The 14,342-nt window shown below is 72.8% G+C and carries 11 protein-coding genes; 7 read left to right on the top strand and 4 right to left on the bottom strand.

The window, feature by feature from the left end; genetic code table 11:
* From SM793_RS21510 to SM793_RS21490, 5 genes are all read left to right on the top strand, one after another.
* Complete coding sequence (locus SM793_RS21510; RefSeq protein WP_320439873.1) at positions 1–1,239, top strand: MFS transporter; 1,239 nt, start codon at positions 1–3, stop codon at positions 1,237–1,239.
* A 136-nt stretch (positions 1,240–1,375) separates the two neighbouring features.
* The gene (locus SM793_RS21505) at positions 1,376–3,232 is read left to right on the top strand and encodes a hypothetical protein (protein WP_320439872.1); all 1,857 of its coding nucleotides are present in this window, start codon (positions 1,376–1,378) and stop codon (positions 3,230–3,232) included.
* Positions 3,233–3,270: 38 nt separating this feature from the next.
* Positions 3,271–3,909, top strand: a complete 639-nt coding sequence (locus tag SM793_RS21500) for a class I SAM-dependent methyltransferase (protein WP_320439871.1) — start codon at positions 3,271–3,273, stop codon at positions 3,907–3,909.
* 5 nt (positions 3,910–3,914) lie between these two features.
* Complete coding sequence (locus SM793_RS21495) at positions 3,915–4,415, top strand: nucleoside 2-deoxyribosyltransferase (RefSeq protein WP_320439870.1); 501 nt, start codon at positions 3,915–3,917, stop codon at positions 4,413–4,415.
* Positions 4,416–4,528: 113 nt separating this feature from the next.
* The gene (locus tag SM793_RS21490; protein WP_320439869.1) at positions 4,529–5,941 is read left to right on the top strand and encodes a M1 family metallopeptidase; all 1,413 of its coding nucleotides are present in this window, start codon (positions 4,529–4,531) and stop codon (positions 5,939–5,941) included.
* 110 nt (positions 5,942–6,051) lie between these two features.
* Here the strand turns inward: SM793_RS21490 and SM793_RS21485 are convergent, their stop codons facing one another.
* Both SM793_RS21485 and SM793_RS21480 read right to left on the bottom strand, forming a co-directional pair.
* Complete coding sequence (locus tag SM793_RS21485) at positions 6,052–8,415, bottom strand: M9 family metallopeptidase (RefSeq protein WP_320439868.1); 2,364 nt, start codon at positions 8,413–8,415, stop codon at positions 6,052–6,054.
* A gap of 322 nt (positions 8,416–8,737) precedes the next feature.
* Positions 8,738–9,589, bottom strand: a complete 852-nt coding sequence (locus tag SM793_RS21480; protein ID WP_320439867.1) for a LysR family transcriptional regulator — start codon at positions 9,587–9,589, stop codon at positions 8,738–8,740.
* A gap of 82 nt (positions 9,590–9,671) precedes the next feature.
* Here SM793_RS21480 and SM793_RS21475 point away from each other — a divergent pair, with 82 nt between their 5' ends.
* Positions 9,672–10,325 (top strand): cupin domain-containing protein, encoded by a 654-nt coding sequence (locus SM793_RS21475; protein WP_320439866.1) that lies wholly within the window; start codon positions 9,672–9,674, stop codon positions 10,323–10,325.
* A gap of 93 nt (positions 10,326–10,418) precedes the next feature.
* On the opposite strand, the gene SM793_RS21470 is transcribed toward SM793_RS21475, so the two are convergent.
* Positions 10,419–10,781: a hypothetical protein gene (locus SM793_RS21470; RefSeq protein ID WP_320439865.1), complete on the bottom strand. Its 363-nt coding sequence runs from the start codon at positions 10,779–10,781 to the stop codon at positions 10,419–10,421.
* A gap of 177 nt (positions 10,782–10,958) precedes the next feature.
* Positions 10,959–11,942, bottom strand: coding sequence for an aldo/keto reductase (locus SM793_RS21465; RefSeq protein WP_320439864.1), 984 nt, complete (start codon positions 11,940–11,942; stop codon positions 10,959–10,961).
* 273 nt (positions 11,943–12,215) lie between these two features.
* Between SM793_RS21465 and SM793_RS21460 the strand changes: the two genes are divergently transcribed.
* Entirely contained in the window at positions 12,216–14,276 is a 2,061-nt protein-coding gene (locus SM793_RS21460; RefSeq protein ID WP_320439863.1) for a phosphocholine-specific phospholipase C, read from the top strand.
* Positions 14,277–14,342: the final 66 nt, after the last annotated feature.

Genomic DNA, 14,342 nt, shown 5'->3' with positions numbered 1-14,342 from the left:
GTGAGCACCTCCACCCCGGACCGGGACACCCTGGCCCGCCGCTTCGGCACGCTGCTGCGCCGGCCGCACGTGCCCGCGGTGGCGGGGTGGAGCCTGGTCTGCCGGCTGCCGGTCTACCTGATGTCGCTGGCCACCGTGCTGGTGGTCCGCGAGCAGGGCGGCAGCTTCGCCCAGGCCGGTCTGACCAGCGCGCTCTACACCGCCGGAATGGCGGTCGGCGGGCCGCTGGTCGCCCGGCGGCTGGACCGCGACGGCCGGCGGCCCGTACTGCTCGCCACCGGCCTGTGCTATCCGGCGGCGCTCGCCGCGCTGGCCTGGACCACCAGGCCCGGCTCCTGGGGGCAGCTGGCCGCCGCCACCGCCGCCGGGATCGCCCTGCCGCCGGCCAACGCCTGCATGCGCTCGCTCTGGGCGCGGCTGCCGCTGGCCGACACCGAGCGGGACACCGCCTACCTCTGGGAGGCGATCCTCGCCGAGGTCCTGGTGATCGGGGCCCCGCTGATGCTGGCCGCCCTGATGCTGGCCGGCTCGGCCGCGCTGGCCGTCACCGCCGTGGCCGCGCTCGGCGGCGCCGGTGCGCTGGGGCTCGCCCTGGTCCGGCTCCCGCCGGGGACGGACCCGGACCCGGGCGGCGAGCGGCGCGACCCCCTCGGCCCGCTTCGCAACCCGCCGATGCTGGCGCTCACCGCTGTCATGGCGGCCAGCGCCGTGCCGATCGGGCTGCTCACCCTCGGCATCCCGGCCTTCGTGGCGGCGCACGGCTCCCCCGGCGGCACCGGCGCCGTGTACGCCTGCTGGGGCGTCGGCAGCGCGCTGGGCGCGATCTGGCTCGGGCGCTCGCAGTCCGACCTCCCGGCGGCGGTGCGCTTCCCGCGACTGGTGCTGGCCTACGCGCTGGGGACGGGCCTGACCCTGGCAGCCACCTCGCAGCCGTTGCTCGCCCTCGCCCTGGCCGTCGGCGGCGCGCCGATCGCGCTGGTGTCGGCCGTCGAGATGACCCTGGTCGGTGCGGTGGCACCGAACGGCTCACTGGCGGAGGCGTTCACCTGGGCGTCGCTGGCCACCGTGCTCGGCGACGCGGTGGGCCAGCAGGCCGGCGGGCTGCTGGTGGAGCCGCTCGGCGCCCGCGGGGTGTTCGCCGTCGCCTTCGCCGTCGCGCTGGGCGCCGCCGTCCTGGCCTTCGCCGTCCGCCCGCTGCTCGACCGGGGCACCGCGACCGCGACGGAGTGCGCCGCATGACCGGCCGCCCCACCGCTACCCCCGTGCCCGCCCCCGCGCCAGAGCCGGCGCAGGCCCCGGCACCACCCGCCGGCCGGCGCCGCCCGCCGCCCGGGTGCCACCCACCGCTCCCCTCCCGCCCACGAGGTCACCGACGATGAAACCCGAAGGCCGACTGTTCCGGCCCGTCAAGCTCGCCCAATACCCCTCCGCCGTCAAGGAGTTCCTGGCCGCCCCGGCCGCCCCGCCCGGGCTCGCCCCGGGTACCGTCGGGGTACCGGTCCCGGTCGACGGCCGCGCGGACCTGGCGCAGAGCCTCGACCTCGCCCAGCAGCTCTACGACGCCCTCCACCGCCCCCGGCCGCTCGACCTCGGCATCGTCCTCGGCGCCGACCGGCTCCCGGACGGCCTCGCCGAGCTGGCCGGACCGCTGGCCACCGAGTGGCTGCCCGAGGAGCGGCTCACCGACACCGCCGCCCTCCTCAGCGACCGTCCCGGCAGCCTGCTGCTGGTCGGCTGCTACGACCACCTCACCCTCGACCCGGTGCGCTCCCTGCTGTTCGCCACCTACCGCAGCCGCACCCACGCCCTGACCCTGCTGAGCGGGCGCGACGCCGCCTCGCTCGCCTGGAGCGTCGCCAAGCAGTACGCCCGCCCGGCGGACTCGGTCGGGGCGGTCGGACTGTTCACCGACACCGACCGGCCGCCGCACCTGCCCGGCGTCCAGGTCCACGACGACCGGGACTTCGAGCGGGTCGACATCCAGGCCGCGATCCTCGGCACCCGCTGGCGCAAGGTCGCCTTCCAGGGCCACGGCAAGGACGACAGCGTCAACCTGGGCGAGTTCACCATCTGCGGCCTCAGCCCGGCCGCCGAGGCCCGGCCCGGGCTGCTCGGCCCGCGCTGCTCCTACGGGCTGCCCTGCTACAAGCCCGAGGACAAGCTCGTCCCGCTGCACCGGGTGCCGGCCGTCGAGGTGGTGCTCAGCGCCTGCAACAGCGGCCCGCTGGCCGACCTCGCGCTGTACGACCCAAAGTACCAGCTGCTGCTCAACGCGTTGGACGGTCCGGCCCGCACCGTGGTCGCCGCCGTCTCGGTGCACGACTCCGACCGGCCCGAGAACGTCGCCTGGATGCGCGCGGCCCTCACCGGCGGCGACACCGTGGACACCCTCAACGCCAGCCTGGCCGGTTCGCACCCGTACCCGGCCTTCCTGCGGTTCGGCCTGCCGGACGCGACCACGCCCGCGCCCGAGCCGGCCGACCACCGGCCCGACCCGCTGCTGCTCACCGTCGGCCGCCGGCTGAACGCCCTGCTCGGTTCGGAACTCCTCCCGCACAACCACGCCCTGCGGCCCCGGCTGACCAAGCTGGCCCGGAAGGTGGACCTCTGGGTGGCCCGGCCCACCCACCTCGCGGACCAGTCCGCCGACGAGATCCGGGCCTCGCTCACCGCCGACCTGCAGTCGCTCGACCACGTGCTGGCCGGGCAGGTCGCGGCGGACCCCGAGGACGAGCTGATGAACTACCCGGCGCACTTCGGCGACCGCAGTTCGCTGGACCCCGAGGTGCGCGAGGTGACCTGCCACTGCGGGCGCCCGGCCCAGGAATTCACCCGGCGCGGCCTGCTCCCGCAGATCCTCGACACCGTCTGCGCCGTCTGTATGCGCTGCGGCGACGTCACCTTCCGGCTGCCGCAGGCACCCTCGCTGCTCGCCCACAGCGCCGACGACGCACCGCAGGGCGGCGTCCTGGAGGTGCGCGCCGAACTCACCGCCGCCCGCACCGGGCCCGTCCGGCTCGGCCTGTTCGTCCCGAGCTACCTGCGCGCGGACGCCACGGTCGAACCCGAGCACGCCAAGGTCCGCGCCGTCGCCGGACGGCCGACGGACGTCGGGTTCCGCGTCCGCTTCGACCCGGCCACCGCCCCGCAGGCCTACTACTTCACCGTGTTCGCCGTCCAGGACCTCGCCGTCTCCACGGCCCGGCGCCACTTCGGCATCCTGCCCGGCTGACCCGCCACCCGACCGCACACTCCGAGGACACCACTGCCATGACCAGCACCAGCAGCAGCACCAAGCCCGGCGCCAAGCCCGACATCCAGCTCATCGAGCAGAACGGCGAGGTGACCCTCAGCATCGGCGGGGAGCAGGCCATGCAGGCCTGGGAGCGCGACCTCATGTGGGCGAGCGCCGACCTGCTCTGCGAGTACGGCCAGGACTTCTACGAGGTCGGGCTCGGCCTCGGCCTGTCCGCCCTGCGGATCGCCAAGAACCCGGCCACCCGCCGCCACACCGTGCTGGAACTCTTCGACGAGGTCGAGGACCTCTTCCGCGCCCAGCACCCCCAGGTGCCCGAGAACCTCACCGTCGAGCGCGGGGACTTCTTCCGGCGAGTCTTCGAGCTGCCCTCGGAGAGCATCGACGGGATGTTCTTCGACCCGGCCCTGGACATGGAGGTGTGGACCGACGCCGAGCTGTGGGCCCGCACCATGCCCGAGGTGGTCCGGGTGCTGCGCCCGGGCGGGGTGTTCATCCCCTTCTTCAGCACCAAGCCCGAGCTGCGCTGGCAGTACACCCCGCACTTCCGCTCGATCCGGGTCGAGCGCCACCCCTACACCGCGTACGACACCACCGAGTACACCCACGGCACCAGCGGTGACGCCTACATCCAGTGCTTCCTCAAGGACTGAGCGCCATGACCACCGACCTCGCCTCCCCGCCCCGGACCCTGTTCCTGGCCGGGCCGTTCATCCAACTGCTCGACCCGGAGACCGGCGAGATGCCGCCGGGCGCCCGGGAGCCCTTCGATCTGCTGATCAAGCACTTCGAGTCGCAGGGCGTCGCCGTCCACAACGCCCACCGCCGGGAGGCCTGGGGCGCCGAACTGATGCGCCCCGAGCAGTGCACCGCGCTCGACCAGGAGGAGATCCGCAAGGCGGAGCTCTTCGTCGCCCTGCCGGGTTCCCCGGCCTCCCCCGGCACGCACATCGAGATCGGCTGGGCCAGCGCCTTCGGCAAGCCCATCGTGCTGCTGCTCGAACGCGGCCGGGAGTACACCTTCCTGGTCCAGGGGCTGCACACGGTGGCGGAGGTGGAGGAGGTGGTCTACACCGACCTCGCCGCCTCCCTGCCCGCGGTCGACCGCGCCGTCCAGCGGGTCCTGGCCCGCCACCGCGGCGCCACCCGACCCGCCTGACCGGCCCTCACCCGCCTGACCTGCTCCACGCCCCACCTGCTCCACGCCCCACCTGCCCGACCCGCACCACCCGCCCGCTCACCGGCCGCCACCGACAGGAGCCACGACGACCGATGCGACGCCGCCACGGCCCGCCCGCCCTGAACGCCGTCCTCGCCGTCCTCGCCGTGCTCCTGTCGGTGGTGGCCGCCGCCCCACCCGGGCACCACCTCACCGGCTACGCCACCACCGGCCCCCACCTCACCGGCCACGCCACCACCGGGTCCCGCACGTCCGGCGACGGCCCGCGGACCCCGGCAGCCGTCACCCACACCGTGACGCTGCGCAGCGATGCGACCGGTGCCGCCTGGCGGGGGCGCCAGCGGGTGGGCTTCACCCAGGTCGCGCCCGAACCGCTGTCCGCCGTGTACCTGCGGCTCTGGGGGAACGCCCGCGGCGGGTGCGCGGCGCCCGCCGTCAGGCTGACGGGCATCACCGGCACGGCCACGGCGGACTGCACCACGCTTCGGGTGCCGCTGCCCCGGCCGCTGCGGCAGGGCGAGTCCGCCACCCTCGACTTCGAGCTGTCCGTCGACGTCCCCGAGGGCCTCGACCGCTTCGGGCGCGACGGCGCGTACAGCATCCTCGGCAATGCCCTGCCGACGCTCGCCGTCCTGGACGGCGACGGCTGGCACCTCGATCCGTACACCCGCAACGGCGAGTCCTTCTACTCCCTCGCGGCCGACTACTCCGTCACCCTGGACCACCCCTCCGACCTGCTGGTCCCCGCCACCGGGAGCGCCGTGGAAGCGCCCGGCGGGCCCGGCCGGACCGTCACCACCGTCAGCGCCCACCAGGTCCGCGACTTCGCCTGGGCCGCCGGTCCGTTCACCCGGCTCACGGGCCGGTCGGCGGGCGGCGTGCGGATCGGCGTGTTCGCGACCCCCGACGTCACCGCCGACGAGGCGGGCCGGATGCTGGAACTCGCGCGCGGGGCGATCGACGCGCACGCCGCCCGCTTCGGCGCCTACCCGTACGGTGAGCTGGCCGTCGTCCTCGACAACGCCTTCTGGTTCAGCGGCATGGAGTACCCGGGCTTCGTCCTCGACCGGGTCAAGCCCTCCGCGCTGGTCCACGAGCTGGCGCACCAGTGGTGGTACGGCATCGTCGGCGACGACCAGTACCGCGCGCCCTGGCTGGACGAGTCCTTCAGCGAGTACGCCACCGACCTCGTCCTCGGCGGGGCCGACGAGGACTGTGCGGCCGCCGCGCGCTGGGAGTCCGAGGACGAGCGGCTGACCTCGCCCATGAGCCACTGGGACGCGCACCCCGACCGGTACGAGGCGGTCGTCTACGACCACGGCTCCTGCGCCCTGCACGAGCTGCGCCGGCTGCTGGGCGAGGACACGATGGCCGCCCTGCTGCGCGACTACGCCCGGGCCCACTGGTACGGCGTCTCGACCACCGCCGCGTTCAAGGCCGCCGCCCAGGCGGTCTCCCCCGTCGACCTCGCCGCGTTCTGGCGGGAGCACCGGATCGACGGCTGAGCCCCGAACGGAGGGAACCGCCCCGGCCGGCTGCCGGGGCGGTCAGCACCAGGTCAGTACTGACTCCGTGATCCGTGGCCGGGCGCGCGCGGCGCCCGGCCGGTAGGGGATCAGAACTCGCTGGTGACGCTCACCCCGTTGAAGCCCTGCTGGGCGTACAGGCTGAAGAAGACGTAGCCCGCCGGGGGGTTGGTGATGGTGAGGGACTCGGAGTTGTCCGGGCCCGCGGAGCGAGTGGTGTAGGCGTTGGTGTAGGCCCAGCCGTACGGGTTGTAGTAGAGCTCGCCATTGCCGGTGCCGCCGCTGGTGGTGACCCGGATCTGGCGGGTGCCCGCCGGCACCAGGAGGTAGAAGTGCGCGTAGTTGCCGGTGGTCGCCGCCAGGTTGCTCCGGCCGCAGTTGCGGTCGAGCTTGCGGAGGTCACCGCCCGCGCACTCGGTGAGCCTGGGGAAGGTCGGGGTGTTCTTGCACTCGCCGCCCGCGCAGGAGGTCAGCCAGGTGTCGAAGTCGGCGTCGTAGCGGGTGCCGATGGTCGACTTGAGGAGGGTGCGGGAGCCGGCCCAGTCGCCCTTGCGGTACAGGGCGAGCAGGGTGTCCACGTCGGGCCGGTGGCGCTCCAGCATGTAGCGGACGGCGAGGTAGCCCCAGCGGTAGGTCCGGTCCTCGTCGCCGTAGTAGGTGTCGAAGAGGTCGCTCAGCCGGTAGGTGTGCCGGGCGGCCTGCTCGACGGCCTTGGTGTTCACGACGCTGAGGTAGGAGTCGGCGACGACCTCGGCGATGCCCTCGGTCCACCACACCACCGGAGTGGGGTCGGCCAGCTCGAACTTGCCGTACATGTTGAAGCGCGCGTCGAGGTAGTGGGTGTACTCGTGGTTGAGGTTCCAGATCTCGAACTTGGTGCGGTCCCCCCAGGTCTTCTCGTAGGCGACGAACCGCGGCTGGTTGCCGGCACCGGCCGGGTCGCCCTCCAGGTACATGCCGCCGTTGTCGGTGGAGTTGCCGAACATGACCGGGGAAAGCGCCTTGTACTCGTCCGAGTTGTCGAAGACGACGACATCGATGGTGCTGTTGCGGTCGTCCGCGACCGGGCCGTTGTCCCGCGCCACGGCGTGGAAGTAGGCGTCCTGGCCGTTGAGGCTGGTGCAGGTGTCGTCCAGCTCGGCCTGGGCCATGGCCTCGGCGAGGACGCGGATGCTCGGGCTGCACTGCTTGACGTTGGTCAGGTAGGCGGCCCTGAAGCGCTCCGTGTCCTGGCAGGTGCCGTAGAAGGCGCAGTTCTCCGGCTCGTAGCTGCGCACGCCGATCGCGGCCGCCGCGCGCTGGTTCCGGGTGGGGCCGGTGACCTCGAACTTCGCGGTGAGCGCCTGGAGGTACGGCCGCACCTTGGGCCGGAGCTCCGGGTAGAACAGGAACCGGCTCAACTCCTTGATCGAGTTGGTGAGCACGGGGTCGAAGGGGCCGGCGGCGTGCACGAGGGCCCGGTTGGCGAAGGCGGCCACCGCGTCGATCACGCCCGGGTCGGCCTGGAGCGCCGCGCGGAAGGCCGGGTCCTCGCTCCGGATTCCCCGGAAGAGCACCAGGAACGCCGGGTTGAGCGACCACATCAGGTTGTTCTTGTCCCACGCGCCGCTGTTGTAGGCGGTGAGCAGGCGCTTGACGATCGGCAGGTAGGCGAGCGGCTCGCGGGGGACGTCGGCCAGCGTGGCGGCGTTCATCAGCGGGCCGGAGTTCTCGGCGGTGGCGTCCAGCGCGTGCGGGTTGGCGAAGAAGGCCTGCACGCCGGTGTAGATCGCGGCCGGGAGCCGGTCGTAGCGGCCGACCGCGGCCGCGTTGACCCACTGCACGGCGTAGCCGGCCTGCAGGTAGTACATCAGCTGCTGGATGGAGCCGCTGTTGTTGCCCTGGTAGGCGACGGCGGCCTCGCGGACGGCGTCGGTGACCGTGAGCATCTGGGACTCACGGAAGGCCGCGGCCGCGTAGCGGGGCTCGATCCGGAACAGGCTGTCGACGCAGTTCATGTCCACGGACTTGATGAGCTTGACCAGTTCCGCACCGGTCCGCCCGAAGGCGGTCGGGTCGCACGCCACGGCCTCGCCCGAGTCCTCGGCGGACACCTCGCCGGCTGCCGCGCCCCGGCCGGACTGCTTGGCCGCCGGCTGCCGGGTGCGCCAGGGGGCGAAGTCGTGGCGGGGCCCGATGTCGGCGGACGTGAGGGCGCCGTTGTGCTCGGCGGGTACCGCGGCGGCGTTGTCGGTCTGTTCGACCTGCTCGACGCCGGGCGGCGGGAGCTGGTCGGCGGGAGCCGGGTGGGCTCCTGCGGCGTCCCGGGTGGCCGGCGGTACGGCGACGGGGGGCGCGGCGACGGATGCGGCCTGCCCGAGTGGGGCGAACAGGCCGATCGTCAGGACCAGGGAGAGCGCGAGCGTCAGGAGTCTTGCCAACTGCCGCAGGTGCGACAGACGTGCGGTTCTCACGTGGGGGCCTCCGGGCCTTGGTTCAGTCGCGTTGGGGACGCGACCGGTGGGGGCGAGGACCAAAGGGCGACGGTGCCTTGATGGAGTTCCGTCGTGACCGGTGGGGAGCGGTGATCAGTACCATGGCACATGTCACATCTCCTTTGGAAGTCCTTTACCGCACCTCCATTCGATCCGAGATGTTCCGCGCCCGAGGCATGACGATCCGTCACTGGTGCTCCGGTGTAACAGAATTCAACAATCCGGCAATCCGGAAATCAGACCTGTGGACGAACTACCGACGGCCTGCCGAGCCGCTGAACGACCGCCCACCGACGGTAGGTCAGGCCCCGTACACGGCTGCGGCGATGCGGACGAAAGAGCGGACCAGCGGATTCGGGTCCCCCGCGTTCCAGGCCGCCACCACCCGGCTCGGCGGCATGTCGGCCACCGGCACGACGGCCAGTCCGGCGGGCGGCTCGTGCCCGAGCGGGGCCATCCCCACCGTGCCGTTCCAGAGCACCGCGTGCCGGCACTCCTGGACGGCGCGGACGACCGGGCCCCGTCGGCACTCACCGCCGTTCCAGTACGCCTGCCAGAGCCGATCGGTGCCCTCCGGGAACTGGAACCACCGCCGCTCGGCCAGCTCGGCCAGCCGCAGCCGCGCGCGGCCGGCGAGCGGATCGTCGGCGCGCAGCACCGCCCCCACCGGGTCGGCCCGCAGCTCGCGCACGGCCAGACCGGTCTCCTCGAACGGGCCGCGGGTCAGCGCGACGTCGACCAGCCCGGCACGCAGCCCGCAGGTCGGGTCGGTCAGGTCGGTCTCGCGGACCCGGACCTCCACCTCGGGGTACTTCTGCCGGTAGGCGGCGGCCAGCCGGTTCACCCCGAGGTCGGAGCTGTCGGCCAGGATGCCGACGGTCAGCGACGCCGGACCGGCGGCCGCGGCGACCCGGGCGCGGGCCCGCTCGGCCCGGTCGAGCAGTTCCCGTGCCTCCGTCAGCAGGGCCTCCCCGGCCGGGGTGAGCGTGGTCCCGGTGGCCGAGCGGTTCAGCAGGACGGCTCCGAGCTCACTCTCCAACTGTCGGATCGCACGGCTCAGCGGCGGCTGGCTCATGTGCAGTCTGGCGGCGGCCCGGCCGAAGTGGAGTTCCTCGCCGACCGCGACGAAATAGCGCAGCGTCCGCAGCTCCATACCCGCAACGATACCGGCGCGGTATCGGCTGCCACAGAACGGGTCTTGGACGGACGGCCCACCCCGGCGGTGAAATCGAGGCATGACCGAAACACCGAACGCCGGCCCGCCCACCACCGTGCCCACCGCCCCTGCGGTCCCCATCGTGCCCACCGCCTCCCCCCTCCGCACCGTGTCCGTGGTCGGCCCGGGCGAGGGCGAGACCGTCCTGCTCGGCACCACCCGGATGCGGATCCTGGAGGACGGCGGCACCACCGGACACCGCCTGGGCATCGCCGAGTCCGTCATCGCCCCGCACACACCGGGTCCGCCGCAGCACCGCCACGCCGGGCACGACGAAGGCTTCTACATCGTCTCCGGCTCGGTGCGGTTCACCGTCGGGGACGAGGAGCACGACGCGGTCGCGGGCACCCTGGTGGTCGTGCCGCCGGGAGCACCGCACACCTTCGCCAACGTCCGCGACGAACCGGCCGTCATGCTCAGCACCTTCACCCCCGACCCGTACGTCCGGTACTTCCGGGAGCTGCGGGACCTCCACGCCGGCAGCGAGGCCGTGACGCCCGAGGCCCAGCTCCGGCTGATGCACCGCTACGCGACCGAACCCGCCGAGGCCGCCGACCAGATCAGGAGGGCGACACAGCCGAGGACGACCCGGGCCGGCGACCACCCGACCGGGGACACACGGGCTCGGGAGGACGGCGAGCCGGCCCGCCGAAAGGCCGGGCCAACTGCCTGACGCTCAGTCAATTCCTCTGCAGCAAGGGGAATTAACCGCACCCGCGCAGCGCGCGGGAACACCTCGGCCAGGAGGGGTGATCGGGACGACCGGTCAGCCCGCGTTGCCGCCGCTGACCAGGACGCGGTCGCCGAGGTGCTCGCTGTGGAAGCCGACCTCGGCCAGCAGCGCGGCGACGCGGAGGGTGGCCTGGAAATGCCACGAGTGGACAGCGGCACCCCCCTGCAAACGCGCGCCGTCGGCCTCGGACGGGTCAGCCGGGTCGGACGCGCCGGACGGGTCGGACGCGCCGGACACCGGAGCCCGGGACGCGGCCTGCCAGGAGACGATCACGCCGTGGACCCCGTCGGAGACCATGGCACCACCGGTCCCGAGCACCGCGTCGGCCAGCGGGAGGCCCGCCGCGCGCAGCGTGGCAGTGACCGAGAAAAGGAGAGAGCCATGATCAGACAGCATGCAAATCAGTCTAATTACTAAATGACAGGTTAACTCCAGTTAAACGGCTACTTTGGGCCTCAAGGGTGACGCGCCGAGAAACCGGGCACCGAAACCGGCGCCGAGGACGGGCATGCAGCCGGACACGCCGAACCCGGCATTGCGCAGCGGGCGGACCGGCGGCCGACCGTCACGCGCCTACCAGCGGTCGTGCACCAGCGGGCGGATCCGCGCGTCGTAGAGCTCGCGGACGGCGGCCAGGGTGCTGTCCGGCAGCGGCGGGATCCCGGCGGCGGCCGCGTTGGCGACCGCCTGCGCGGGATTGCGGGCGCCGGGGATGACGGCGGTGACGCCCGGCTGCTGGACGACCCAGCGCAGCGCCGTCTGCGCCGCCGTCGCACCGGCGGGGGCGAGTCCGGCGAACGCGGCGGCCGCCTCGACGCCGGTCTCGAAGTCGACACCGGAGAAGGTCTCGCCCTGGTCGAAGGACTCGCCGTGGCGGTTGTAGGTCCGGTGGTCGTCCGCGGCGAACCGGGTCTGCGCGGTGTACCGGCCCGACAGGAGGCCGGAGGCCAGCGGCACCCGCGCCAGGATCCCGACCCCGGCCGCGGCGGCGGCCGGCAGCACCTCCTCCAGCGGCTTCAACCGGAAGGCGTTGAGGATGATCTGCACACTGGCCACCCCCGGGCGGGCGATCGCGGTCAGCGCCTCGGCGCAGGTCTCCACGCTGACGCCGTACGCGGCGATGCGCTGCTCCGCGACCAGGGTGTCGAGCGCGTCGTACACCTCGTCATCGGAGTACACGGGCGTCGGCGGGCAGTGCAGCTGCACCAGGTCGAGCCGGTCGACGCCCAGATTGCGCCGCGAACGGTCGGCCCAAGCTCGGAAGTTGGCGAGATTGTAGTGCTCCGGGCGCTGCTCGGCCCGGCGGCCGAACTTGGTGGCGACGAACACCTCCGCATCCGGTCGGCCTTTCAGGTAGCGGCCGATCAGCTGCTCGCTGCGCCCGTCGCCGTAGACGTCGGCGGTGTCGAAGAGGGTGACGCCGGCCTCGACCGAGGCGTCCAGCACCGCCAGGGCGTCCTCCTCGCGGACATCGCCCCAGTCGGCACCGAGCTGCCAGGTGCCGAGTCCCACGACCGTGACAGATCGGCCGGTTCGTCCCAGAATGCGCTGTTCCATGGGCCGACCCTCTCACAGAACCGCGGATTCCCCGTTCGACCGCGCACCCGCGGCCCCCCGGGAGCCGCGCGGCCAGCCGTGACGCCCGTCACAACCGGCGCACGGCCCCTGCCGCACTCCCCCCAGGGCGCCACAGGATGTCCATACAAGTCGAGGCGTTCTTCTGACGTACAGCAACCGGACACCGGCGGTCGGCCCGGACGTACCCCGTAGCCGCTGTCCTCTTCAGGCACCGTTCCTCCACCCCCCATGACAGGCAGAGGTCTCCCACCCATGGCTGAGCTGAACCGGCGCCGTTTCCTCCAACTGGCGGGCGCCACCGCCGCGTTCTCGTCGCTGTCGCAGAGCATCGCGCGTGCCGCCGCGATCGCCCCGGCCGGCGCCACCGGGACTCTCCAGGACGTCGAGCACATCGTCGTGCTGATGCAGGAGAACCGTTCGTTCGACCACTACTTCGGCGCGATGAAGGGCGTGCGCGGCTTCGGCGACCCGCGCCCGGTCACCCTGCCGAGCGGAAAGCCGGTCTGGTACCAGACGGACTCCGCCCGCAAGGAGATCCTCCCGTTCCGCCCGCAGGTGGACAACCTGGGCATGCAGTTCGTCCAGGACCTCAACCACGACTGGGCCGGCGGCCACAAAGCGTTCAACAACGCCAAGTACGACCAGTGGGTGCCGGCCAAGACGCCCACCACGATGGCCTATCTGACCCGCCAGGACATCCCGTTCCACTACGCGCTCGCCGACGCGTTCACCCTCTGCGACGCCTACCACTGCTCGTTCATCGGCTCCACCGACCCGAACCGCTACTACATGTGGACGGGCCACACCGGCAACGACGGCACCGGCGGCGGCCCGGTGCTCGGCAACCAGGAGGCCGGGTACGGCTGGACCACCTACCCCGAGCGGCTGGAGCAGGCCGGCGTCTCCTGGAAGATCTACCAGGACATCGGCGACGGCCTGGACGCGGCCGGCTCCTGGGGCTGGATCAACGACCCCTACCGCGGCAACTACGGCGACAACTCGTTGCTGTACTTCAACAATTACCGCAACGCCAAGCCGGGCAGCCCGCTGTACGACAAGGCCCGCACCGGGACCAACGCCAAGGCGGGCGACGGCCTGTTCGACCACCTGCGGCGCGACGTGCAAGCCGGAACGCTCCCGAAGATCTCCTGGATCGCCGCCCCCGAGGCCTTCACCGAGCACCCCAACTGGCCTGCCAACTACGGCGCCTGGTACATCTCGCAGGTCCTGGACGCGCTCACCTCCAACCCCGAGGTGTGGGCCCGGACGGCGCTGTTCATCACCTACGACGAGAACGACGGCTTCTTCGACCACGTGGTGCCGCCGTTCCCGCCCTCCTCCGCCTCCCAGGGCCTGTCGACCGTCGCCACCGGCACGGACTACTACGGCGGCAGCATCGGCTACGGCGCCGGCGCCTACGGCCTGGGCCAGCGGGTGCCGATGCTGGTCGTCTCACCCTGGAGCACCGGCGGCTACACCTGCTCCGAGACCTTCGACCACACCTCGATCATCCGCTTCATGGAGCGCCGCTTCGGCGTACTGGAGCCCAACATCTCGCCCTGGCGGCGCGCGATCTGCGGCGACCTGACCACCGCCTTCGACTTCACCGCCTCGAACCCGGCGCCCGCGGCCCTGCCGTCCACCACCGGCTACCGCCCGCAGGACGCCAACCGGCACCCGGACTACGTGCCCGCCCCGCCCGCCGTCGGCACCATGCCGAAGCAGGAGGCCGGCGCCAAGCCCACCCGTCCGCTCAAGTACGCGCCGTACGTGGACGGTTCGGCCGACATCTCGACCGGCAAGTACCGCCTGGCCCTCAGCGGCGGGGCGGCGGCCGGCGCGCAGTTCCTGGTCACCTCGCCCAACCGCACCGACGGCCCGTGGACCTACACCGCGGAGGCGGGCAAGAACATCTCCGACGCCTGGAACACCACCTACTCCAAGGGCGTCACGGACCTCACCGTGCACGGCCCCAACGGCTTCCTGCGCCGCTTCCGCAACCCCGGCAAGACCGCCGGGCCCGAGGTCACCGCGCGCCACAACCCGACCACCGGCAACCTCGACCTCACCTTCACCAACCCCGCCGGCGCCGACGCCGTCCTCACCGTCACCAACGCCTACGGCGGCGCCCCGCAGAGCGTCACCGTCCGCCGGGGCGCGACCGTCGGGTGCACCGTGGACCTGCGCGGCTGCCGCAACTGGTACGACGTCACCGTCACCTCCTCCGTGACGGCGGACTTCGTCCGCCGCCTCGCCGGCCACGTGGAGACCGGTGCCCCCGGCCTCTCCGACCCGGGCCTCCTCACCTACTGAGCCCGCCCGAAACCTCCTGAGCCCAGCCGGACCCGACGGCCCGCGGCCCGGGCGCCCGCACTCCGG

The organism is Kitasatospora purpeofusca (assembly GCF_034043715.1).
GTDB classification, from domain to species: Bacteria; Actinomycetota; Actinomycetes; order Streptomycetales; family Streptomycetaceae; genus Kitasatospora; species Kitasatospora purpeofusca_A.
Note: the sequence above shows the minus strand (reverse complement) of the source record. Positions and strands in the feature narration are given on the sequence as shown.